23 protein-coding genes and 1 tRNA gene are annotated in these 23,402 nt (G+C 34.1%); 15 read left to right on the forward strand and 9 right to left on the reverse strand.

Annotated features, from left to right (window positions below; all coding sequences use genetic code 11):
- Positions 1–62: 62 nt before the first annotated feature.
- Positions 63–1,031 (forward strand): potassium channel beta subunit family protein, encoded by a 969-nt coding sequence (locus X928_RS08950; protein ID WP_103079423.1) that lies wholly within the window; start codon positions 63–65, stop codon positions 1,029–1,031.
- A 74-nt stretch (positions 1,032–1,105) separates the two neighbouring features.
- On the opposite strand, the gene X928_RS08955 is transcribed toward X928_RS08950, so the two are convergent.
- The 5 genes from X928_RS08955 to X928_RS08975 form a co-directional block, all read right to left on the reverse strand.
- A complete protein-coding gene (locus tag X928_RS08955) occupies positions 1,106–1,390 on the reverse strand; it encodes a YkoF family thiamine/hydroxymethylpyrimidine-binding protein (protein WP_103079424.1) in 285 nt (94 codons plus the stop codon).
- Positions 1,368–2,051, reverse strand: coding sequence for a class I SAM-dependent methyltransferase (locus tag X928_RS08960; RefSeq protein WP_169926370.1), 684 nt, complete (start codon positions 2,049–2,051; stop codon positions 1,368–1,370). The genes X928_RS08955 and X928_RS08960 overlap by 23 nt, the downstream gene beginning before the upstream one ends.
- Positions 2,052–2,115: 64 nt before the next feature.
- Positions 2,116–3,471 (reverse strand): dihydrolipoyl dehydrogenase, encoded by a 1,356-nt coding sequence (gene lpdA, locus X928_RS08965; protein WP_103079426.1) that lies wholly within the window; start codon positions 3,469–3,471, stop codon positions 2,116–2,118.
- A gap of 408 nt (positions 3,472–3,879) precedes the next feature.
- Positions 3,880–4,212, reverse strand: a complete 333-nt coding sequence (locus tag X928_RS08970) for a carboxymuconolactone decarboxylase family protein (RefSeq protein WP_103079447.1) — start codon at positions 4,210–4,212, stop codon at positions 3,880–3,882.
- Between the two features lie 275 nt (positions 4,213–4,487).
- Positions 4,488–4,561, reverse strand: a tRNA-Gln gene (locus X928_RS08975).
- Between the two features lie 146 nt (positions 4,562–4,707).
- Between X928_RS08975 and X928_RS08980 the strand changes: the two genes are divergently transcribed.
- The 3 genes from X928_RS08980 to pduL all read left to right on the forward strand — a co-directional run bounded on the left by X928_RS08980 (position 4,708) and on the right by pduL (position 7,929).
- The gene (locus tag X928_RS08980; protein ID WP_103079427.1) at positions 4,708–5,979 is read left to right on the forward strand and encodes an MFS transporter; all 1,272 of its coding nucleotides are present in this window, start codon (positions 4,708–4,710) and stop codon (positions 5,977–5,979) included.
- Between the two features lie 148 nt (positions 5,980–6,127).
- A complete protein-coding gene (gene yqeH, locus X928_RS08985; RefSeq protein ID WP_103079428.1) occupies positions 6,128–7,225 on the forward strand; it encodes a ribosome biogenesis GTPase YqeH in 1,098 nt (365 codons plus the stop codon).
- 113 nt (positions 7,226–7,338) lie between these two features.
- Complete coding sequence (gene pduL, locus X928_RS08990; RefSeq protein ID WP_103079429.1) at positions 7,339–7,929, forward strand: phosphate propanoyltransferase; 591 nt, start codon at positions 7,339–7,341, stop codon at positions 7,927–7,929.
- A gap of 25 nt (positions 7,930–7,954) precedes the next feature.
- Here pduL and ylqF read toward each other — a convergent pair whose 3' ends face one another.
- A complete protein-coding gene (ylqF, locus tag X928_RS08995; protein WP_103079430.1) occupies positions 7,955–8,770 on the reverse strand; it encodes a ribosome biogenesis GTPase YlqF in 816 nt (271 codons plus the stop codon).
- 214 nt (positions 8,771–8,984) lie between these two features.
- Here ylqF and X928_RS09000 point away from each other — a divergent pair, with 214 nt between their 5' ends.
- The 9 genes from X928_RS09000 to X928_RS09040 all read left to right on the forward strand — a co-directional run bounded on the left by X928_RS09000 (position 8,985) and on the right by X928_RS09040 (position 17,545).
- Entirely contained in the window at positions 8,985–9,866 is an 882-nt protein-coding gene (locus X928_RS09000) for a PhoH family protein (RefSeq protein WP_103079431.1), read from the forward strand.
- Positions 9,867–9,884: 18 nt separating this feature from the next.
- The gene (locus X928_RS09005; protein ID WP_103079432.1) at positions 9,885–11,300 is read left to right on the forward strand and encodes an HDIG domain-containing metalloprotein; all 1,416 of its coding nucleotides are present in this window, start codon (positions 9,885–9,887) and stop codon (positions 11,298–11,300) included.
- 13 nt (positions 11,301–11,313) lie between these two features.
- Positions 11,314–11,745, forward strand: coding sequence for an rRNA maturation RNase YbeY (gene ybeY / locus X928_RS09010; RefSeq protein WP_103079433.1), 432 nt, complete (start codon positions 11,314–11,316; stop codon positions 11,743–11,745).
- 2 nt (positions 11,746–11,747) lie between these two features.
- The gene (locus tag X928_RS09015) at positions 11,748–12,980 is read left to right on the forward strand and encodes a DUF1015 domain-containing protein (protein WP_103079434.1); all 1,233 of its coding nucleotides are present in this window, start codon (positions 11,748–11,750) and stop codon (positions 12,978–12,980) included.
- 22 nt (positions 12,981–13,002) lie between these two features.
- A complete protein-coding gene (locus tag X928_RS09020) occupies positions 13,003–13,548 on the forward strand; it encodes a DUF402 domain-containing protein (protein WP_103079435.1) in 546 nt (181 codons plus the stop codon).
- Between the two features lie 25 nt (positions 13,549–13,573).
- Positions 13,574–14,014, forward strand: a complete 441-nt coding sequence (locus X928_RS09025) for a PspC domain-containing protein (protein WP_199677267.1) — start codon at positions 13,574–13,576, stop codon at positions 14,012–14,014.
- 178 nt (positions 14,015–14,192) lie between these two features.
- Positions 14,193–14,612, forward strand: a complete 420-nt coding sequence (locus X928_RS09030; protein ID WP_245855480.1) for an NADH-quinone oxidoreductase subunit NuoE family protein — start codon at positions 14,193–14,195, stop codon at positions 14,610–14,612.
- 12 nt (positions 14,613–14,624) lie between these two features.
- On the forward strand, positions 14,625–15,839 hold the full coding sequence (locus tag X928_RS09035) for a complex I 51 kDa subunit family protein (protein ID WP_103079437.1): 1,215 nt from the start codon (positions 14,625–14,627) through the stop codon (positions 15,837–15,839).
- Entirely contained in the window at positions 15,836–17,545 is a 1,710-nt protein-coding gene (locus tag X928_RS09040) for an NADH-dependent [FeFe] hydrogenase, group A6 (RefSeq protein WP_103079438.1), read from the forward strand. The genes X928_RS09035 and X928_RS09040 overlap by 4 nt, the downstream gene beginning before the upstream one ends.
- A 17-nt stretch (positions 17,546–17,562) precedes the next feature.
- Here the strand turns inward: X928_RS09040 and X928_RS09045 are convergent, their stop codons facing one another.
- The 3 genes from X928_RS09045 to X928_RS09055 all read right to left on the reverse strand — a co-directional run bounded on the left by X928_RS09045 (position 17,563) and on the right by X928_RS09055 (position 20,844).
- The gene (locus X928_RS09045) at positions 17,563–18,879 is read right to left on the reverse strand and encodes a sensor histidine kinase (protein WP_103079439.1); all 1,317 of its coding nucleotides are present in this window, start codon (positions 18,877–18,879) and stop codon (positions 17,563–17,565) included.
- 50 nt (positions 18,880–18,929) lie between these two features.
- The gene (locus X928_RS09050) at positions 18,930–19,598 is read right to left on the reverse strand and encodes a response regulator transcription factor (protein WP_103079440.1); all 669 of its coding nucleotides are present in this window, start codon (positions 19,596–19,598) and stop codon (positions 18,930–18,932) included.
- 82 nt (positions 19,599–19,680) lie between these two features.
- Positions 19,681–20,844, reverse strand: a complete 1,164-nt coding sequence (locus X928_RS09055) for a glycerol-3-phosphate acyltransferase (protein WP_103079441.1) — start codon at positions 20,842–20,844, stop codon at positions 19,681–19,683.
- 209 nt (positions 20,845–21,053) lie between these two features.
- Between X928_RS09055 and aglA the strand changes: the two genes are divergently transcribed.
- On the forward strand, positions 21,054–22,445 hold the full coding sequence (gene aglA / locus X928_RS09060) for an alpha-glucosidase AglA (RefSeq protein ID WP_103079442.1): 1,392 nt from the start codon (positions 21,054–21,056) through the stop codon (positions 22,443–22,445).
- A gap of 125 nt (positions 22,446–22,570) precedes the next feature.
- Entirely contained in the window at positions 22,571–23,272 is a 702-nt protein-coding gene (locus X928_RS09065) for a DctP family TRAP transporter solute-binding subunit (protein ID WP_211286515.1), read from the forward strand.
- Positions 23,273–23,402: the final 130 nt, after the last annotated feature.

Consider the following 23,402-nt stretch of genomic DNA (forward strand, 5'->3'; position numbering starts at 1 on the left):
TTAACAACAAGATATGGTATAATAGTATAGGGTATAATTAAAGAAGAAAAAGGAGGCAGATTATGCAATATAACAATCTTGGTAAAGCTGGTATAAAAGTAAGTGAAATTTCATTTGGATCTTGGCTAACTTTTGGAAACCAACTAGATACAGAAGGGGTTAAATCATGTTTACGTACGGCTTATGAAAACGGCGTTAACTTTTTTGACAACGCAGAAGCCTACGCTAATGGGCTTTCTGAATCTCTTATGGGAATGGCAATAAAAGAATATAGAAGAGAAGACCTTGTGATTTCTACAAAAATATTTTGGGGTGGAAAAGGTCCAAACGATAGAGGGGTATCAAGGAAGCATCTTTTAGAAGGAACATGGAACTCTCTAAAAAGGTTACAAGTTGATTATGTCGACCTTATTTTTTGTCATAGACCAGATCCTACAACCCCCATTGAAGAAACAGTATTCGCAATGGATTATATAATAAGAAACGGTTTAGCTCTTTATTGGGGAACTTCCGAATGGAGTGCAGAGCAATTGGAAGAAGCTTATCTAATAGCGGATAAAAGAAATCTTATTCCTCCCACAATGGAACAACCTCAATACAACATGTTAGTTAGAAACAAAGTTGAGAAAGAATTTAAACCTCTTTATGAAAAATATGGATTGGGGTTAACCACATGGAGTCCGTTGGCCAGTGGAGTACTAACTGGAAAATACAATGATGGAATTCCTCAAGACAGTAGACTTGCAAAATTTAAAAACTTACGAGAAGAGTTCGAAAAAGGCGGGCTATTATCTCAAGAAAATATCGAAAAAGTCAGAAAATTGACAAAAATAGCTAACGATTTAGATGCAACAACGGCCCAGCTTGCTCTTGCCTGGATATTGAAAAATCCTAATGTTAGCACCGTAATTACAGGCGCAAGTAGACCCGAACAAGTAAAAGAAAATGTAAAAGCTTCCCAAATAAAAGAAAAACTTACAGCCAGCGTAATGGAAGAAATTGAAAAAATTCTAAACAATAAACCCGAATAAAAATGATCTAAATCCCACCGAATTGGTGGGATTTTTTTAATTTTCTTTAGCTTTATAGAACTCCATGACCTTGATTATGTCAAGCCACAAACATTGGAAATAGTTATATTCAAGGCAAAAGAACCTCTTTTTTGTGCTTCATCAGTGATAAGGTTCATAGCTTTGAATATATCTTCTTTACTCCCTTTCACAACTGTATTCATCTTTCCTACTGTAATTTCTATATTTTTTAACTCTCGCAATTTAATAATTGCATCACTTATTATTCTCACGTAATCGTCTGTTCCAAGAGGGTAAAGTGCCATTGAACAAGAAAAATCACATACTTTTTTTGTTTCATTGTTTGTCCCATCTAACACAGATAAAACCTCCCGTATCTTCCTTTTTCCTTTGACCTTCCATTTCCCTTTTTAAGAGGAGTTCCTTATTATTTAGATCCGCGTCAGGATCAAAGTGTAAAGCTAATTGATAATCAGTATATGAAACTTCTGGTATAAAATTTAAGACTTCTTCCAACGTATAAAACCTAGCTGCTTTGTAAGGTGATTGATCTTCTGTTTTTGCTTTTTCCCTATACAATTTTGCCCAAGTACTTTTTGCACCAATCACACAAATAATTAATCTTCCCCCCGAAGATAAAACCCTATAAGCTTCACATGCAGCTTTTTGGGGATCATCTAAGAATTCGAACATTGTTACCGAAACAACCAAATCAAAACTTTCATTTGGAAAAGGCAGATTATATGCATCCGCTTTGATAAAATTGATTTCATTTGTTTTTTCTCGTGCTTTTTCTAACATAAAATCCGATTGATCGATGCCTGTTACCTTCAAACCCATATTTAGAAATAACAAACTATAAATTCCAGTTCCACAACCTAAGTCAAGTACCTTTTCATTTTTTTGTGGTTTCGCTAAATCCATAACAACCTTTCTCTCAATTTCATCAACGAATGTACCTAGAGGACTTTTATACCAATTATCATAGTTATCCGCTATTTCTTTGGAAAATGCACTCACAAGAAAAGTTCCTCCTCTTAACACGCTTTTTGAAAAATGAAACTTTTTTTATTAACGACCTTGTCTAAATATGTATGGCTAATCCTTCCACGCTTTCTTCTGCACCAAGCAGACTTTCAGTCAAAGTGGGGTGAGGATGTATACTATTCGTTAGTTGCTCTACACTCATCCCATATTTTACAGCCAAAACTCCTTCCACAATCATATCTGTGGCGTTCGGTGAAACAATAGCTACACCTAATATTTTTTTACTCTCCTTGTCAGCTATTATCTTTGCAAAACCATCTCTTTCTTCCATAGTTCTCGCTCTACCGTTAGCAGATACAGGAAATTTTGAAACGATAACTTTTTCAGAATCTACTTCTTTTTCTTTCAGACCTACGGTCGCTATTTCTGGATTAGAGAAAATAATGTTTGGAACAGCACTGTAATCTATTTCCTTGGCTTCACCTGCGATATTGTGGGCGGCTACTATCCCTTCATTCATAGCCACATGAGCTAACATAATATGGGCCCTTATATCTCCTACTGCATATACATTTTCAACGTTTGTTCTCATTTTGGAATCTGTCTTAACACCTTTTTCTATTTCTACACCTAAATTTTTAACATCTTGAGTTATAACAGGCCTTCTCCCCACAGCAAGTAAAATTTTTGAGCTTATTATTTCTCTGATTTCACCGTTGAAATCGATTTTTGATACATATGAATCTTCATTCTTTTGAATGTCTAGAACCTTATGTTTTTCTAAGACTTCCACACCTTTTCTAACCAAAGATTTTTTTGCTTCTTCTGCTACATCTTTATCCTCATTGGGCAGAATATGTTCGAGTAGTTCTACGACATAGACTTTTTTACCTAAACTTGCAAAAAATGTAGCAAATTCTACACCAATAACCCCTCCACCAACTATCAAAATCGATTCTGGCAAATGTTCCATTGTAAACACATCGTCACTTGTCCAAATTCCTTCAATTTTATCGAAGGGTGAAAAAACCACTGGCTCAGAACCATGAGCTAAAATAATATTTTGCGTTTCTATTGTTTTATCGCCAACTTTTATATGATTTTTATCTGTTATTTCAGCGGTACCTTGTATTAATTCGATATGATTTTTTTTAAATAGATATTCTATACCTTTTTTAGATTGTAGAACAACTTTTTTCATATGTTTCATTATTTCGCTTATTTCATATGTCACTTCACCCACTTTTATGCCTAATTTGTTCGATTTTTTTAAAATCTCTTCGTAAAGATGTGAAGAGGTTAACATTGCTTTTGTGGGTATGCAACCTTTGTTGGTACAAGTTCCACCAAGATTTTCTTTTTCAATAACGGCAACTTTTTTTCCTAATTGTGATAACCTTATTGCCGCCACATAACCACCTGGTCCTGATCCAATAACAACAACATCGTACATTAGAATTTCCTCCTTTTAATTTAATGTTCTACTTTTTGAATCCCTAAAACATTATATATAGCGCCCTTCCCCCGCTCCCCACCCCAAAGGATAAAACAGTTTCTTTCTCTTCACCCTGTTTCCTACCCAGAAGGATAAAACAATTTCTCTCTCTTCATCCCATTTCTCACCCAGAAGGATAAAACAATTTCTCTCTCTTCATCCCATTTCTCACCCAGAAGGATAAAAATCTTTTTATCTTTTATTACATAACTGCCCTTTTAAGGAATAAATCTGCGGTACCTTAGAACCTTAAGCTCAGCTGAAAGAATAATGAAAATTTATTCCATTATCTCTATTTATCTTTTAACATTATAACAAAAAAGGGGAGATTTTCTCCCCTTTGAAAAAAATTGACTATTATTTTAGTTATTTTAGATCTTTTAAAGCTTCCAAAACCAAACCTGCATGCATTAAAGCCGGACCTCCACCCATTAACACTGCAACCCACGCAGCTTCCAGAATTTCCTCTTCTGTGGCACCTGCTTCTAACGCAAATTTTACATGACACGCGATACACCATTCACAGTCTCTGGCTATAGAAAGTGCAACAGCTATTAACTCTTTAGTCTTTTTATCAAGCGCTGCACCTTCTTCTTTTTCGATTGCCTCCATCATGTTTTGGAAACTCCCCATTTGCTCTGGGTTTGTCTTTGAAAACTCCTTCATCCAGTCCATTGCTTTTTGAAAACTATCTTTCATACTCACGGTAATCACCCCTTTTATAAGTTTTGTTATATATTTCACAATATTGCAAAAACAAATTTCAAATCTTGATCTTTCAAGTACCTTTTTTATCTTCTCAGACATATTATAACTTTAATTTGTTAAAATTTTAACAAGCAAACGTTTCATTTAAATCAAATTATTTTTTCATCTATAAGTTCTTCGTATTCTTCAAATACTCTTTATTTCAAGCGAAAGCTCTATTTGTTAAAAAAGAAAAAGGACCCTTTTAAAGGATCCTTAAATTGTATTGGCTGGGGGAGGAGGATTCGAACCTCCACTAACGGAGTCAGAGTCCGCTGTCCTGCCATTAGACGATCCCCCAATCAGCAAATTTATTATATCACAAAATTTTTTGGTTGACAAGTAAATTTGAGGATGGTATAATTTATTTTGATATATACTGTATATACAGATAGGTTTTGAAGTTTTTAAAGGCAGTATACACAAAACATAGTAGGAGGCTTCGTTATGACGTTTGATTCTTTGATAGAAAAAGTAGTTTCACAATCTCAAAGAAATTATTTATTATTTATTACTTCTTTGGGATGGGCTGTTGTAGCTGCATATGTAATGATAACTTCGTTCACTCTTCCGCTACTTGCACAAGAATGGAACTTATCCAACATTTTTGCCTCGACGATCGCTAGTTCCACTTTTATAGGCATGTTTATAGGTACATTGAGTGCTGGAATTATCTCGGATTACTTTGGCAGAAAGAAGTCTGCAATGTTTCTGTTGTTTATCGGAAGTTTTTTCAGTGTTCTTAGTGGTTTTATAGGTTCTCCAACTCTTTTCATTATTTTTAGGATTTTATCTGGAATTGGTTTTGGTGGTTCTATGCCTGTTTTAAACGCATATTTAACCGAATTTTTGAATGTTTCAATTAGGGGCAAATACTTAGTTTATCTAGAAAGCAGTTGGGCAATTGGAAGCATATTTATAGCCATAGTCCATATGTTCATCGCTAGAAATTTTACTTGGAGGTTGGATTATATATTTTTAGGAGCTGGGTTTATTCCCTTTTTGCTTTTATTTACTGTTCCAGAATCTCCAAAGTATTTGCTAATAAGAGAGAAAAAAGAGGAGTTTGAAAAACTTTTTAATTACAATATTAAAGAAAAAATTATAGTACCGAAGAAAGAAAAAGTAACTATTAATGCACTTTTTAAAAAAGGTTATTTAGTTAGAAGCCTAAATATTCTTCTCTTATGGTTTACTATGAGTTTTGGATATTACGGTATTTTCGTTTGGGTTAAAGGGATTTTAGCTCAGAAAGGTGTGGATGTTGTTTTAACAGATTGGTACACTTTTTACATGTTTTTAGCGCAGTTACCAGGTTATTTATTAGCAGCCTATCTTATTGAGAAGATTGGAAGAAGAAAAAGTGTTTTATTGTTTGCTTTAGGAACAGCAATTTCTTCGGTTATATTCGCCAGCGTTTCTTCAAATATATTAGTGTTGATTTTTAGTCTGGTTGTTTCTATTTTTTGCATGGGTGAGTGGGGTTTAACATATGCATATACTCCTGAACTTTATCCAACAACTATGAGAGGAACAGCTAACGGTGTTTCAGGTGCCTTAACGAGGTTCTCAGGTTTCATCGCACCCTTTTATACTTCATATTTTCTTGAAAGAGGTAACATAAATATAGGATTAATGGGGATTGCAATCCTTTTCTTGCTGACAGGAATATTAAACTTTATCTTTCTACCTGAAACTCTAAAAAAAGAAGTAGATTGAGGGACAAAAACCTTTGGCCCGAATACCTAGAAATATCTAAGTATTCGGGTTTTTTTAACATAGGTTCAAATGGTAGAAACTATTTTATGGGAAAATAAGTGCGGATTTTGTTCCTTTCAAAAATTTTTTAATGGAGTAAATAATTATTATGAAATGTGAAGGCTGCGGTGTAGAGATACAAACAGAAGACCCTAAAAAACCAGGGTATATACCTGAGAATGTTCTAAAAGAAAAAATAGAAAATAACGAATCTGTAGTTTGCCAAAGATGCTTTAAATTAAAGCATTATAATTATTTATTACCTATAACAATAAATTCCGATTTTTCCCGTGAGATTGACAAAATTTTAAGAGATTTCGAAACGGTTTTGTGGGTGGTAGATGTAATAGATTTCGAAGGCACTTTTATAAAAGAGATTGCTGAAAAAATAAAAGGGAAGAATATTTTTTTAATCGTTAATAAAATCGATCTTTTACCGAAAAGTACACCCTACGAAAAATTAAAAGATTGGTTGCTCTTGAGAATCAAAGAGATGGGTATAAATATTCCGGGTGATCATGTGAGAATGGTCAGCGTTAAAACAGGTATGGGAATAGAAAAAACAAAACGATTGCTTTTGCAAACAGAGAAAGAAAAGGCTTTGGTAGTAGGTGTAACCAATGTAGGTAAATCTTCTTTTTTAAACAGTGTTGTTAAAGGAGAAATAACCGTAAGTGCATATTCTGGAACTACTTTGAAGGTATTAAAAGCAAAAGTACCTAACACAGATATTCAATTATTCGATACTCCCGGCATTTTCACGCAAGACAGGTTGTGTGATTTTTTTGATATTTATACTCAAGTTAAGATGATTCCTTCTAAAAAAATTAAGATTAAAACTTTCACTGTGAATGAAAAAAATGTTCTTTTTATCAGTGGATTGTTCTGGTTGAAAGTTTTAAAGAATGGTGTTAACAATTTACCCCCTATAATAACTGTTTTTCTTCCAGAAGAGATATCTGCTCATAGAGCAAAAGAAGAAAGAGTCAATGATTTACTTCACAATAGAGAGGTCCTCTTCCCTCCTTACGATGATAATTTTGATTTTGATCAAATAGAGTTTGAAAGAGGAATTGTAAAGATTGATAAGGGAAATGATTTAGCCCTTCCCGGAGCGGGATGGCTTTCTATAAAAAGAGGTCCTTTAGTAGCTGAAATATCAAAACCTAAAGGGCTAAGATATGTAGTAAGAAAATCGATGAAATAGGAAGATTTCATAAGGGCCAATTGTGGGCTGGCTGTGGGGAGAAGGTCGCTGCCTATAGAGTTTTCGAGCTTCTAAAGAGAGTAGGATTTCATCATTTATGGAGGTGTAAAAAGTTGCAATTGAAAGAGCCAGGAGTAGTTGTTGGGGTATCAAATAGGCATGTACATTTATCACAAAAAGATTTGGAAAAGTTGTTTGGTGAAGGTTATGAATTAACTCCCTTAAGACCATTAGGACAGCCGGGACAATATGCATCTGAAGAATGTGTAGAATTAATAGGGCCAAAGGGAACTTTCCAAAAAGTGAGAATATTAGGCCCTGTAAGAAAAGAGTCACAAGTGGAAATTTCTAGAACCGATTCTTTTAAATTGGGAGTAACCCCTCCTGTTAGAGACTCAGGAGATATAGAGGGAACCCCTGGTATTACAATAAAAGGACCTGTTGGTGAAATACAGTTAAAGAAGGGTGTAATCATTGCCAAAAGGCACATACATATGCTGCCAAGGGATGCTGAACATTATGGCGTTAAAGATAAAGACTTAGTTTCAGTATATTGTGACAAAGAAGGAAGAAGACTTATTTTTCAAGATGTTTTGATTAGAGTTAGTGAAAAATTTGCATTAGAGTTCCACGTTGATATCGACGAAGCCAATGCAGCTTTACTCAGCAACGGAGATTATGTCAAAATTATAGAAAAATTCTAAAAAGCCGGTGTTTGCACCGGTTTTTTCAATCAATATCAGAAGGTATTTCATAGGTTATGCTCCCATATTTCCCTTCTGACACTTCTTTTAGAAAGATATTTCTTCCCCTTTCGTAATCTGGAACTCCCCCCTTTTTTAGAAAATTTCTTTTCATAGAAAATTTTTCTATGAACTCAACTGCATTTTCACAGTTGTCCCATTCTTCTAAAACTGTATTCAAAATATTAGGATACTCTTGCTTTAAAAAGTCAAAAAGATAGAAGAGAGCCTCATCCAATTCTGAATCTTCTGCTTTTAGAGAGCCAATAAGAATTAATTTATTCACAAGATTCTTGCTAAAAAGTTTTGGATATAACACACCTGGTGTATCAAGAATTTTTAAGTCCTTTGATACAGTTAGCCATTGCAAACCTCTTGTTATTCCGGGCTTGTTTCCAACTGCAGCAGATTTTTTCCCTTTTAGACGGTTTATAAAGGTAGATTTACCAACATTTGGTATACCAACTATCATAAGCGACTTTTCATTAAACTTTTTAGGAACGATGGGATAAATATGGTTTAAAAAAAAGTCTTTCACATTGGATTCATTTAGGCTAAGTGAAAAAGCATCCTCACCTTTCTCTTTATAATACTTTTCCCATAACTTAGTTTTTTTCATGTCACATAGATCTTTTTTATTCAGAATAATTATTCTTTTTTTGTTTCTAAAAAGTTGTTGCTCTTCATATGCCCTGCTAGCGTATGGAGCCCTTGCATCCAGAATTTCTACTACCGCGTTGACAAGTTTTAAATGCTTTTTTATCAAGGATTTGGTTTTTTCTATGTGCCCCGGATACCACATGCTTTTAACCCCTTTAAACAGTTATTTTCACGATTATTCCTATTTTTCTTAAATTGTGGTATAATGTAAGTGATAAAAGTATACCTTAATTTGTAAAAAAATCCAAGAGGAGGGATAATCTATTCTGAGATATTCTATCTCTATACCTGAGAATGTGGAACCGATTGAAATTTTTGGGGCATATGATAGCCGAACAAAGTACATCAAGAAAGAGATGAACGTAGATATACATTACAAAAACAGAAAAATTTTCATCGAAGGAAAGGATGATGACTCGGTTAATAAAACATCAAAGATATTCACAGAACTTTTAGAAATTTTAGACGAGGGTCATTTACTCGATTGGGATGAATTCCAATACGTGGTTTCTAGGTATAAAACCAACGGGAATGGCTCTAAGACTGAAGAAAAGAAAAAATCAATGAAAGAAGTTATCAATACTCGCATTTTGGGTACTCAAATATTCGCAAAAACTGAAGGTCAAGCAAATTACATCGACTACTTAAAAAATAATGATATTGTTTTTAGTATAGGACCAGCCGGAACGGGCAAAACATATCTAGCGGTTGCTATGGCGGTAGATTATTTAAGATCTGGTAAAGTTCAAAGGATAATTTTAACAAGACCAGCTGTTGAAGCAGGAGAAAAACTAGGTTTTTTACCTGGTAACTTTTATGAAAAAGTCGATCCCTATTTAAGGCCGTTATATGATGCCCTACTTGATTTTATGGATACAGACAAACTGATTTCATACAGAGAAAAAGGTATTATAGAAATACTACCGTTAGCTTACATGAGAGGTAGAACGTTAAACAATTCTTATATTATTCTAGATGAAGCTCAGAATACAACTTATCAACAAATGAAAATGTTTTTAACAAGGATAGGATTTAACACTAAGGCGGTCATTACCGGTGACGTAACCCAAATAGACTTAGAAAAAAAGAAAGATTCAGGGTTACTATCGGTTAGAAAGGTGTTGAATGGAAGCATTTCTGGGATAAAATTCATTGAACTATCAAATAACGATGTGGTAAGGAATCCTTTAGTAAAAGAAATTATAAAAGCCTACGAAGATTATGAAAACGCTGAATAAGGAAGTGTTTTCCGCTGTATGAAGAACAAAAATACAGAAAGTAATAAGATAACCAGTAAAAGTCCGTTTCAAAAAGTGAAACTATTTTTTTCTAAAAATAAAAGTTTTATAATTAGGGTGATTCTTTTTATATTTTTAGCTTTATTTACAGAATGGCTCACTTTCAAAAGAATTTCGTTGAATTTTCAGCTTAGTTTTAACTTAGTCTTTCTTGTATTTTGGATATTTATCGGAGAATTTCTGTTACCTAGGAACAAAATGTTTGAACTTCATCCTAAAAATTACTGGGCGGCCTTTTTAACGCCGCTCTTTTTCAATATAATACTGAATCTTTTTGTTTATAAATATGTGAATATATTTGCAATATCGACCATATTGAGTACTTTGATAATAACCTTACTAATAGATTACTCTACCGGTTTAATTTCCGGCCTCATATTTTCCGCTTACTTTGGTATTTTATTCGGATTTGACTTGAAGTTCATGATTTTTTTATTTTTACCGGCAGCAGTTGTGGCACTATCATCAAGAAAGATTAAAAGGAGAGTAGAGATAATACTTCCATTTTTTTGGGCTAGTTTAACACAAATTATCGTTGCTTATGTTATTAACTTATACTATACTCCTTTGGACTATCTCATAATAATCGAAAGTAATTTTTTAAGCATGTTGGTAACTATGGGTATCTTACCCTTTTTTGAATACTTAACTAGAGTTTATTCAGAGATCGGTTTATTGGAACTGGGTAATTTAAGCAATCCTTTGCTAAAAAATCTTTCTTTGAAAGCACCGGGAACGTACTATCACAGCATGATCATATCTAACTTAGCGGAAAGTTCCGCTGAAATTATCAATGGAAATACGGTGTTAGCTAGAGTAGGTTCGTACTTCCACGATATAGGGAAGGTATGGAGGCCTCAGTTTTTCTCAGAAAACCAAAAGAATAAAAACCCTCATTCCGATATAAGTGCTAAATTAAGCTCTTTGATATTAAACAACCATGTTACCTATGGTATCGAATTGGCAAAAAAACACCGTTTACCCATACTAATAGAGGATATGATAGCACAGCATCATGGTACAAGGGTTAAGCAATTCTTTTACAGCGAATATTATAATCAAACAGGGATAAAAGATACCAACATGTTCAGATATCCCGGACCCATTCCTCAATTTAAGGAAGCTGCCATACTAATGATATGTGATGTAACCGAAGCCATGGTAAGAAGTATGCAAGAGTTAAACGCTGTGGATCTTAATGAAAAACTTGATAATTTGATAAATTCTCTTTTTTTTGAAGGACAGTTAGATGATTGTGGATTAACACTTAGAGAAATCAGAAAGATAAAAGGCCGTATTATTAGAACCATAATGGAAATGAACCATAAAAGGGTATCTTATCCCAAAGTTGAGGCAAAAGAACTTAGAGAGTAGAGGAAGAACGTCTTTGAAAATAAATGTTATAAACCAACAAGATTTAAGAGAGATAGACACTAAAAAAATCAAAGATATCGCCAAAAAGCTTCTTCTAAACGAAATTGGCCAAGGAAATTTTGAATTAAACATATTAATCACCGACGATAAGAGTATAAGCGAATTCAATAAATATAGAGGAAAAAGTACACCCACGGATGTTTTATCCTTTTCTTATGGTTTAAATGAACCTGTTATTGGAGATATTGTCATTTCTGTTGAAAGTATAGAAAAACAAGCGCCTGATTTTGGCAATTCCTTTGAAGAAGAATTCTATTATATACTTATTCATGGCTTACTACATATCGTTGGCTACGATCATGAAAACTCTGAAGAAGATGCCAAAAAGATGTTTGAAGTTCAAGATCAATATTTTCATCAATTAATTAAAGACAGGAGGAGATAGAGTTGGCTACAGTAAAGCCCTTTCAAGCTTTAAGACCTTATAAAGGGATAGAACAGTGTTTTTCTTGCCCACCCTACGACGTACTTGAGGAGGATGAAATTAGGGAAATAATTTCTAGAAACCCCAATTCTTTTTTGAGGGTAACAAGGTCCGAAGTAGAGGTTGAAGAAGATTCTAAGGAAGCTATTTACAAAAAGGCCAAAGAAAATCTTGAATCCTTTATCAAAAACGGCGTATTAATCAAAGATGCTGAACCATCTTTTTATATTTATCGTGAAACTTGGCAAGAGGTTTCTCAAACAGGTTTTTTTGCTGTTGTGAGTGTGGATGAGTACGACAGAGGTATTATAAAAAAACATGAATTAACAAGAAGAGACAAAGAAAACGATAGGACAAATCACATATTAAATCTAAATGCACAAACTGGACCTGTTTTCTTAACCTACAAAGCCCAAGAAGATTTAAAAGCAATCATTGACAAACTTATAAAAAACAAGGAAATTCTTTATTCCTTTTGCGATGAAAACAATGTGAAACATGAACTCATCAAAATCCAAGAAGAAGACGAAAGGGAACAAATCGAAAAAGCTTTCAATAGTATCGAATATTTTTACATTGTAGATGGGCACCATAGAGCTGCTGCCGCTTCCAGAGTTCAAAAAATAATGAAAGAAAAAGGCACAAATTACTCTTTGGATAAACCCTACAATTATTTTATGGCCGCTATTTTCCCCCACAACGAACTCAGGGTACTCCCGTACAATAGAATAGTTAAAGATCTAAACGGTTTAAACGAAGAAGAATTTTTGAAAAAGATCAGTTCCTATTTTGAAGTAGAAGAAGCTCCCTTTTCACCTTATTCTCCTGATTCCCCTCACTCTTTTGGTATGTATCTTCAAAAAAAATGGTACAAACTCACATTTAAAGGTGAAGAAAGTGAAGATCCTGTTGAAAACCTCGATGTACAAATATTGCAAAAATACTTATTAGATCCCATACTTTCCATAAAAGATCCAAGAACCGATCCAAGCATATATTTTCTGGGTGGTATTAGAGGCGTAAAAGAAATCGAAAAGTGGGTAGACAAAAAAGATTGGAAAGTTGGATTTTCTATGTATCCCACCCAAATAGACCAACTCTTAAAAGTTGCAGAGATGAACAAGATAATGCCGCCTAAATCCACTTGGTTTGAACCAAAATTGAGAAGTGGCTTATTAATTCATGAATTAAGCTAAGCCTTTCTTCCACACATTCGAGGTGGTAGTTATAAAATACTATAAATTTGATTTAAATAACAAAATTGAAGAAATAAAAACTCATGCCGTTGACGAGAAAATTCAAGTAGATGAAATAAAGATATTTGAAAATAATCTGTACGGAATAAAAAGAAAATGGAAGATTTTATCTTCTCATAACTCAGTTGATTTCATTAAACGCATACTATGCCCAAGTGACAACGTGATGCTAACTTATTATCATGATGAGAAAGGTGAAATGTCTAAATATCTCGTTTATATAGATTTTGGTAAATACAATCTCAGCAGTGACAATATTGAATTTCAAGATCAAGAATTAGATCTTCTAATTTTTAACGACTTACAATATAAAATACTTGATATGGGAGAATTATTAAAAGCTTTTGAATGCCAAAAGATCACCTTATCCGATATGCAAAAAAATTTAATAACTCTTGAGCATTTTATTAATAATTTTAATTATTTGGGTGTAATTGACTCTCTTCAACTCAGATTTGGTACCAAAGCTATTAATTGGCTTTTGAAAAACAAAACTAGTATAGTATAATAACTCATAGCTGGAGGGGAAAGAATTGAGAAAACTTTATCGTTCCAGAGAAAACAAAATTTTGGCTGGTGTTTGTGGAGGCGTAGGTGAGTATTTTCAAATAGACCCTGTCATCATACGACTGCTATGGATTGTATTAAGCCTAGTTTGGGGATTCGGGGTTATTTTGTATATAATCGCAATTTTTATAATCCCTCCCGAACCTCAAGAAAATCATTATTCTGATAATTTTGAAGAAACATCCGAAAACGAGCCTCGCCATATTTCACATAATCTAGAAGACGAAGACAGAAAAGTCGTTATAGGTTTGTTTGCATTACTATTTATCGTAATTGGGCTAATTATTTTGGTAAGTATAATAACTCCTTCGACATTCTTCTTTAGAAATTTTATCAAAATCGTGATAAGTATATTATTGATCGGAATTGGGGCATATTTGATTTCCAAATCAAGAACCAAAAAATAACTTAGGGCGAAAGGGGCGCTAAAAAGCTTTTTAACAACGTATATAGTATTATTTTAGCGCTTTTTTTCACATAAATATGTTAAAAATTGCTCAAATTTAGTGAAAATATTAACAATCTAGATTTTGCTAATAAATGCATCAAAGTTTTTGTATTTCAAAATTAGAAGGAGGCGATGGAATGGAAAAGTATTATGAAAAAGAACTCTTGGAAGAACTTCACGATATTCAAGAAACGTATGGATTCATCTCCGAAGAGGATATCTTGAGAATCTCGCAAAAAAGAGACATCCCAAAAGCTCAGTTGTACGGGGTGATCAGTTTTTATTCTATGTTCCATCTTGAACCAACGGGGAAATACATCGTACGTGTATGTGACAGTGTCTCATGTAGATTAAACGAGTCCACAACCTTAGTTAAAGCCTTGAAAGATTATCTCAAAGTTGAAGAAAATGAAACCACAAAAGACAAAAAATTCACCCTAGAGGTAGTTGAATGTTTGGGGCATTGTGATGAAGGCCCTGTTATGATGGTTAACGATACTTATTACACTCATCTAACTGTTACCAAGGCGATTCAAATACTCGATTCACTGGAATAGGAGGGGGAAATAATGGAAAGAATCTTTCTAAAAAAAGACTTAGGCAAAAATTTGGAAGAATACGACTTTCTCGGCTTAAAAAATGCTTTGAAGATGCAGCCCCAACAAGTTATCAACAAAATAAAAGAAAGTGGTTTAAGAGGAAGAGGCGGAGCCGGATTCCCTACAGGTATAAAATGGGAAACGGTGTTTTCAATTGAAAATGACACCAAATTTATCATATGTAATGCGGATGAAGGAGAACCCGGAACTTTCAAAGACAGATTTTTGATGGAAAATCTACCTTTTAAAGTTTTGGAAGGCATAATAATCAGCGGTTATGCCACTGGATCTAAATATGGTTACATCTACATTAGAGGTGAATATGTAGAGGCAATAAAAATCGTTAAGAAAGCGATCGAAAAACTTTATGAAAAAAATATATTGGGAGAAAATATTCTAAACTCGGATTTCTTGTTTGATTTGAAGTTAGTGAGAGGTGCAGGCGCCTACGTTTGTGGAGATGAGACATCTTTAATCAATTCCATTGAAGGAGACAGAGGAAAATCTCGTATAAAACCTCCTTTACCAGTTTTTGAGGGATTGTATGGTAAACCAACAGTTGTCAATAACGTTGAAACATTAGCTGCGGCAGCAGAAATAATGAGTTACGATAACAACCCTTATTCACAAATGGGAACAGAAAAAAGCAGAGGAACAAAATTAGTCTCTATCAGTGGTGATGTCAACAAACCAGGCGTTTACGAAGTAGAATTTGGAAAGTTAACAGTTAAAGATATTGTACAAGAATTGGCAGGAGGGGTTAAAGGGGAAAAAATCGGCTTTGTTATACCAGGTGGAATTTCCACCGAAGCATTAACTGAAGAGGAATTAGATGTACCTTACACCTATGAAAATCTTCAAAAAATGGGGAGTAACATCGGATCTGGCGGAATGATAGTAGTTTCTTCACAAAGAAATCATTTAGAAATCGTTAAAAATGTCTCCGACTTTTTCCGAGACGAAACATGTGGAACGTGTTTCCCATGTAGAGAAGGAAATAAGAACATAAACAAAATCGTATCGGATATATATAAAAGAGGATATCCAACTTCACACGAAATAGAAATAATCTCTGATATACAGTACGCGGTAAGCTCTGCAGCACGTTGTGGATTTGGAGAATCTTCTTTGAACCTTATTCTCTCCATATTTGAGAAATTTTACACAAAGAAGGTGGAAGTATGAAAGTAAAGATAAATAACAGAGAATATGAATTCGATCAGGAAATTAGTATTTTAGACGCCACAAAGAAAGCTCACATAAAAATACCTACACTTTGTTACTCTGAAAAACTTGAACCTTTTGGAAGTTGTAGACTTTGCTCAGTTGAAATAAAGGGGGAAAGAACCTTAAAACCAGCTTGTGTAACAAAAATAACCGATGGTATGGAAATTTTTACTCATTCTCAAAGAGTAAGAAAGACAAGAAAAACTATCATGGAATTGATAATAGCTTCTCATGGAATAAATTGCAATTTAAATTGTCTTACATGTTCAAAATCCGGCAGTTGTGAGATAAAAGAGGTTGCCGAAGAAATAGGTGTAACTGAAATAAGGGTCCCTCCAATATCTATTGGTCTACCAGAAGATAGAAGCAGTTATTCAATTGTGAGAGAACCACAAAAATGTATCGTTTGTAACCGGTGCGTCAGAAAATGCTCAGAAGTCCAGTCGGTTAACATATTAACGATTGCAAATAGAGGGCCAGATACATACGTGACAACTTTCATGGACAAAGGTATGGGGAACGTAGATTGTACAAATTGTGGGCAATGTATTTTAGAATGCCCCACAGGAGCATTACACGAGGTCTACCAAATGGATCAAGTATGGGCTGCTCTCTCTGACGAAAGTAAATATGTAATCGTGCAAACGGCTCCTGCCGTTAGAGTTGCAATAGCTGAAGAATTCGGAGCGGAACCAGGAAAAATCGCAACAAAACAAATGGTTGCGGGCTTAAGATTGTTAGGATTTGATAAAGTCTTCGATACTAACTTTGCTGCTGACTTAACGATAATGGAAGAAGCAAATGAATTCATTGAAAGATTCAAAAATAATGGAAAGCTTCCTTTATTCACATCTTGTAGTCCAGGATGGGTTAAATTCTTAGAACATAATTATCCCGAGTTTATTGATAACCTTTCATCGTGTAAATCTCCTCAACAGATGTTTGGAGCTATTGCTAAGACATATTATGCAAACAAATTAGGAATTTCAAAAGAAGATATGGTTGTCGTTTCTGTCATGCCATGTACCGCCAAGAAATTTGAACGGGTTAGACCAGAGATGAAGGGTGATGTCGATTATGTATTAACTACCCGTGAATTGGCAAAAATGTTTAAACTTGCTGGTATAGATTTGCTGAACGTTCCACAGGAGGAGTATGATGAACCTTTAGGTATCTCTTCTGGTGCCGGTGCAATTTTTGGGGCAACGGGTGGTGTTATGGAAGCCGCTTTGAGAACTGCTTACGAAGTAATAACCGGTAAGGAATTAGAAAAATTGGACTTTGAAGCCGTTAGAGGCATTGAAGGAATAAAGGAAGCTACCGTAGAAATTGATGGAATAAATTTAAAAGTAGCTATCGTGAATGGTTTAGGGAATGCCCGAAAGGTTTTAGAAATGATCAAAAACGGTGAAAAAGAATTGCAATTTGTGGAATTCATGGCATGTCCAGGTGGGTGTATTGGTGGAGGTGGACAACCTATCCCAACAAACAATGAAATACTTCTAAAAAGGATGCAAGCGATATACGAAGTTGACAGATCCCTGCCAATAAGAAAATCTCATGAAAACCCCGCTATCAAAACTTTATACAAAGAATTTCTAGAAGAACCATTAAGCGAGAAATCTCATGAATTGTTGCACACAACTTATCTTGCAAGGAGTTAATAAGGGCCTTTTGGCCCTTATTTTTCAATAGGCAAGAACAATGAAAACACAGTTCCTTTTCCAACTTCACTCTTCACCTCTATTCTTCCATCATGAGCATTAACGATCTCTTTAACAATTGCCAGTCCTAATCCAGTACTTTTTTCACTGCTTGTCCTTGCTTTATCTCCCCTATAGAAACGATCGAATATTCTATTTAAATCTTCTTTAGGAATACCTCTACCAGTGTCTTCTATAGATATTTTAGCAAAATTACCTCTTTTAACAGAAGAAATAGTAACTTTTCCTTCATCCGTATACTTTAAAGAATTATCTAAAATATTTATAATAGCTTCTTTTAATTTATCTTTATCTGCCCTGATATATAGCTCTTCCAACTTTGCAACTTCTAATGCTAAACCTTTGTTGTGGTACAAAGGACTAACTTTTTTTATTACTTCTCCCAACAAAGATTTCAAATTAGTTTTGGTAAAATTGTAAAATTGAGTTTTGTTATCACTCCTGGCTAAAAATAGCAATTTATCTATAATTTCTGACATATAAGAAGTTTCTTCTAAGATCAACTCTAAAGATTTTTTATACTCCTCTATCGACCTGTCTTTTTTCAAAGATAAACTACTTTCCGCTTGTATTATCGAAAGTGGGGTTCTTAAATCGTGAGAAACATCTGCGGTGAATTGCTTCTGTTGCTCAAAAGCTTTTTCAAGTCTCGAAATCATTTGATTCAACGTGGAAGCTAGCCTTCCTAACTCATCTTGCGTTTTTACTTTTATCCTTTCATTTAAATTATTTTCTTCGATATTTTTTGCCGTATCTATAATTTTTTCAACAGGTTTAAGAGAACTATCGGCATAAAAAAATCCCCCTATCCCAGCCAGGATCATTACCAAAACACCAGTTGATATCAAAATCATTTTCAAACGAGCCAAAACATTCTCTATCTCATTAGTAAATCTTCCAATGATTATGACAACATTCGAATTTTCTTTTAGCTTTGCAGTTGAAACATAAAATCTAGTGTTCCAATTGAAGTCGGTGGTTAAATTGAAGAAAAATGTTTCGCCTGCATTGGCTTTTTGTACCTTCCCCTGAATGTCTGGTATTTTTATAAGATAGCCATAAAACCTTAATAAACTAGCATCATCACTATAAATGTAAATCATTTCGTTTGGCAACGCTTTTATATTTTCAATATCTTCAACATTTTCTGTTTTTTCTAATACTCCTTTAAAATCACCCATTCTTGTCAACAAAAAATTATCAATATTATCATATAGGCTGTAGCTTAAAGCATAATAAGAGCTTAGCCCAAATACTAAAAGCAAAATGGCCATTATTAGTAAGTACCAAACGGTCAGTTTGAATTTTATGCTCTTAAAAAAACTTAAGATACCGTTAACCTATAACCAGCTCCTCTAACAGTTTCTAAAATTTTACCTTCTTTATCTCCAATTTTCTTTCTCAATCTTCTTATATATACATCTATAACATTTGAATTCCCTTCAAAGTCGATATCCCACATTTTCTCCTCAAGAATAGTTCTGGTAACTACTATTTTTGGGTTTCTCATAAAATACTCCAAGATATTGTATTCCTTCGGGGTTAATTTCAATTTTTTCTCCCCCATCCAAACCTCTCTTGTTAAGGTGTTTAAAGTTAAATCTCCTACTTTAAGAATTGGGTTGCGGGTAAAACTTTCTCTTCTTAGCAAAGATCTAACCCTTGCAAATAATTCATCGAAATCAAAAGGTTTTACCAAATAATCGTCTGCTCCGGAATCTAAACCCTTAACTCTGTCTCCCACACTATCTTTTGCAGTTAGCATCAATATTGGAGTATTGATATTTTCTTTCCTTAAATTTTGACAAACGGTTATCCCATCTTTTTTTGGTAGCATTATATCTAAAATTATCAAATCGTATGAAGAATATTTTGCATAGTTTTCTGCTTCTTCTCCATCGTAAACAACGTCGATACAGTATCCTTCTTCCGTAAGTCCCCTTTTTATTATATTAGCAAGTTTTTCTTCATCCTCAACGACAAGGATCTTCATAATTATTCACCACCATAATTAATATTCTATCACAACTAATTTTCTGACTTTCAAATTAAAGTTTTATGAAAAAAATAACTTTTTAATCGTTGACGAGCCACATGAAAAAAGCTGCTATTGGAGCTATCGTCAAATTATCGTTTAATAAATTACCAAACCCCTCCACCACAGTTGCCGAAAGAGCGCCCACAATCAAGCTCACATAACTAATTGGTAAACCGATCAAATTCATGTAAACAGCTCCTGATGCAAAAGAAATGAAAAAACACGCTAAACTTCCTTCCACCGACTTCCCTTTCAACCATTGATGTTTACCCCACTTTTTTCCGACCAATACAGCCCAGGAATCTCCCAGTGCTAACATCACAATAGAGATCAAAGAGTATGGAACGGGGAACAATCCCGTAATAGCTGAACCCATAAGAAAATAACTTGTTCCGGAAATTTTATGAGCCTCTTCGCTTTTTCCAACAGGTTTAAAAATTTTCTTCAAAAACTCATTTATACTTTTTGAGTATTTTCTTATTAATTCGAGAGAAAAAGCAATTAAACCAGCAATTACAACAATATATCTAAAAACTACAGGACCCCAAAGTGGGTAAGCAAGCGCTGGGAACAAAAGGCCCATATAACGCCAGATCTTTCTTCTAACAAAATTATCTTTTAAAGGTTCTTTTACCTCTTGGAAAGCACTTTTCAAATTCTCCCAACCTTTAACAAAAAGCCAAGATACCAAAATAATAGTCAAAACAGTGCCCAATAAATCCATAGTACCTCTCAAATATCCTATCAAAATAACAAAGGGCCACAAAAATGACAAAACGAACATTATCCCCTTACCAAAAGTAAGCCATAACGTTCCAGCTAATATACCAAAGGCGGCAGACTCTAACGGGAACAAAACAACAAAAGACCCCACAGCTGCTGCTACCCCAACACCACCTTTACCCTTTAGCCAAATAGACCAAGAATGACCTATTATTGCTACTAAAGCAAGTAATGGCCACCAACTCTTACCTATACCAAGCAAAAAACCGATTAAAATAGCTAAAACCCCTTTGGTTGAATCTCCTGTAAAAGATAATACACCTGCTACGGGTCCGGCTATTTTCCAAGCGTTAGTTGTGCCGACATTTTTAGTTCCTTCTTTTCTAATATCCTTTCCAGAAAAAATTTTCGCAAAAATGAAACTCCATGGTATCGAACCGATAAGATAAGCCGCAACCAACGAGATTAAAAATCTCATATCGATCACCTCTTATTTTTAATTATACTCTACTTTTCAAATCTTTAGAAAAAATGAGAAAAATCGACTTAATCAAAGATATTTGGATTTAATTGGATTACATTGACCATAATCAAGTAAAATCAAGGTTGACTTTTTGTTTATTTTGATTTAAAATGGATATGAATAAATTCGATTTTAGAATGAATTAATTAAAGGAGCTAAAAAACATGCCAGTTAAAATTTCTTTTATAGGAGCAGGTAGTGTCAGATACACAATGAAGTTAGTAGGGGATTTAGCAAAAACAAAGGAATTAAATGGAAGTTTAATCTCTTTCATGGACATCGACGAAGAGCGATTAAATGCAGTAGATAACCTCGCTAAAAGATACACAGAAGAAATAGGTGGAAATCTTAAATTTGAGAAAACTACCAACCGTGAAGAATCATTAAAAGATGCAGACTTTGTCATAAACACGGCATTATACAGAGCACCAGGTCATGAAGATGGTTATGTAAGTTACGAAATCATGAGAGATGTTGGAGAAAAATATGGTTACTACAGAGGAATAGATAGTCAAGAGTTCAACATGGTATCGGATTATTATACGTTCACAAACTACAATCATCTGAAATTATCCTTAGATATAGCCAAATCAATTGAAAAAATATGTCCGAATGCATGGCTTATGCAAACCGCTAACCCCGTTTTTGAAATTACACAATTGATTAAAAGACTGACCAACGTGAAAGTAATAGGTTTTTGTCATGGGGTTGTAGGTGTCCAAGAAGTTCTAAAAACTTTAGGATTAGAAGAAAAAGAAACTGATTGGCAGGTAGCTGGTGTAAACCATGGAATATGGTTAAACCGATTTCTATACAAGGGCGAAGATGGTTACCAAATCTTAGACAAATGGATAGAAGAAGAATCAAACAATTGGGAACCAAAAGACCCGTGGGATACCCATTTAGCTCCGGCAGTTATCGATATGTACAAATTCTATGGATTGTTACCCATAGGAGACACAACTAGAAACAGTACTTGGAAACATCATCATAGTTTACAAGCAAAAAAGAAATGGTATGGAAAGTTCGGAGGGATAGACAACGAAGTTGAAAGACCGAAGTTTTATGAAGAATTACGTCAAATAAAAAGAATGATAATTCAAGTCTCGAAAGATCCGAGCATCAAAATAACAGAAACCTGGTCTGAAGAGTTCCCAAAAGAAAAAATGAGTGGCGAACAACAGATACCTTTTATAAACGCTTTAACTAATGATGTTGAAGCAAGATTATTCCTGAATGTTTTGAATAATGGAACGATAAAAAATATTCCTGACGATGTAGTTGTAGAAGTACCTCTAAAAGTTAACAAAAATGGAATGTTCCCTGAAAAGATAGAACCAGATTTACCAGAAAAGATTAAAAATTACTATATAATTCCTAGAATTACAAGAATGGAAATGGCGTTAGAATCCTTTATAACAGGAGATAGAAATATCTTAGAAGAAGTGTTGGTAAGAGACCCAAGAACCAAAAATTACGATGATATTCCTAAATTGTGGGATGAAATATTCGATCTTCCATTTAACAAGGGAATGAAGGAGCATTATAGAAGGTAATAACGAGTTTAAACGAGGGAGGTGATTTATAAACGGTAAAAAAAGATTCATTATTTGTCGAAGATGATAACAAGCATTCTGATTCTTTGAGATTGGAAAAAACCAAATTACAGGAGGTGTTTGTGGTGAAAAAGTTGTTTATTGTTACGTTAGCTTTGATGATGGTGTTTTCGGTAACTATCTTTCCTTTACAAAAACAAGGTGACAAAATCATCCTAAGAGCCTCTGACGATCATGCATGGGGTTATCCAACGGTAGAAGGTTTAGATGTGATGGCAAAACTAGTTAATATGTGGACTGACGGAAGGATAGAAATAAAAATCTATCCGAGCGCTACTTTAGGATCTGAAAAAGAAACTATTGAACAAACACAAATGGGTATAATAGACATAAACAGAACTTCTATTTCTCCTTTAACTTCGCTATATGATAAACTAAACGTTTTAGCCTTACCCTACATATATAGAGATAGAGACCATATGTGGAAGGTTTTAAACGGCGACATAGGTCAGAGCCTTCTTGAAGAATTACAACAAGTAGGTTTAGTGGGATTAGCTTACATGGACTCCGGTGCAAGAAGCTTTTATGCTAAAAAGCCCATATATTCACCAGATGACATGGAAGGTATGGTGTTTAGAGTTCAAAAAAGTGAACTAATGATGGATGTAGTGAAGGCATTGGGAGCAAAACCTACTCCAATGGCTTTTGAAGAAGTATATACAGCCTTACAAACTGGTGTTATAGATGGGGCAGAAAATAATCCTCCTAGTTATTTAGAAACAGCTCATTATGAAGTGGCTCCTTATTATTCTTTATACTGTCTTTAGAAACTCTAAAACACGTATTGTAACTAACTTTTAATACCTTCAATATTGTACTTTTACCTCCTCACTGTATAATTTATTTGATACCATATCTTTATTATCTTGTAAGGAGGTCATTCAATTGTCATTATCC

This window comes from Petrotoga miotherma DSM 10691 (assembly GCF_002895605.1).
GTDB lineage: Bacteria > Thermotogota > Thermotogae > Petrotogales > Petrotogaceae > Petrotoga > Petrotoga miotherma.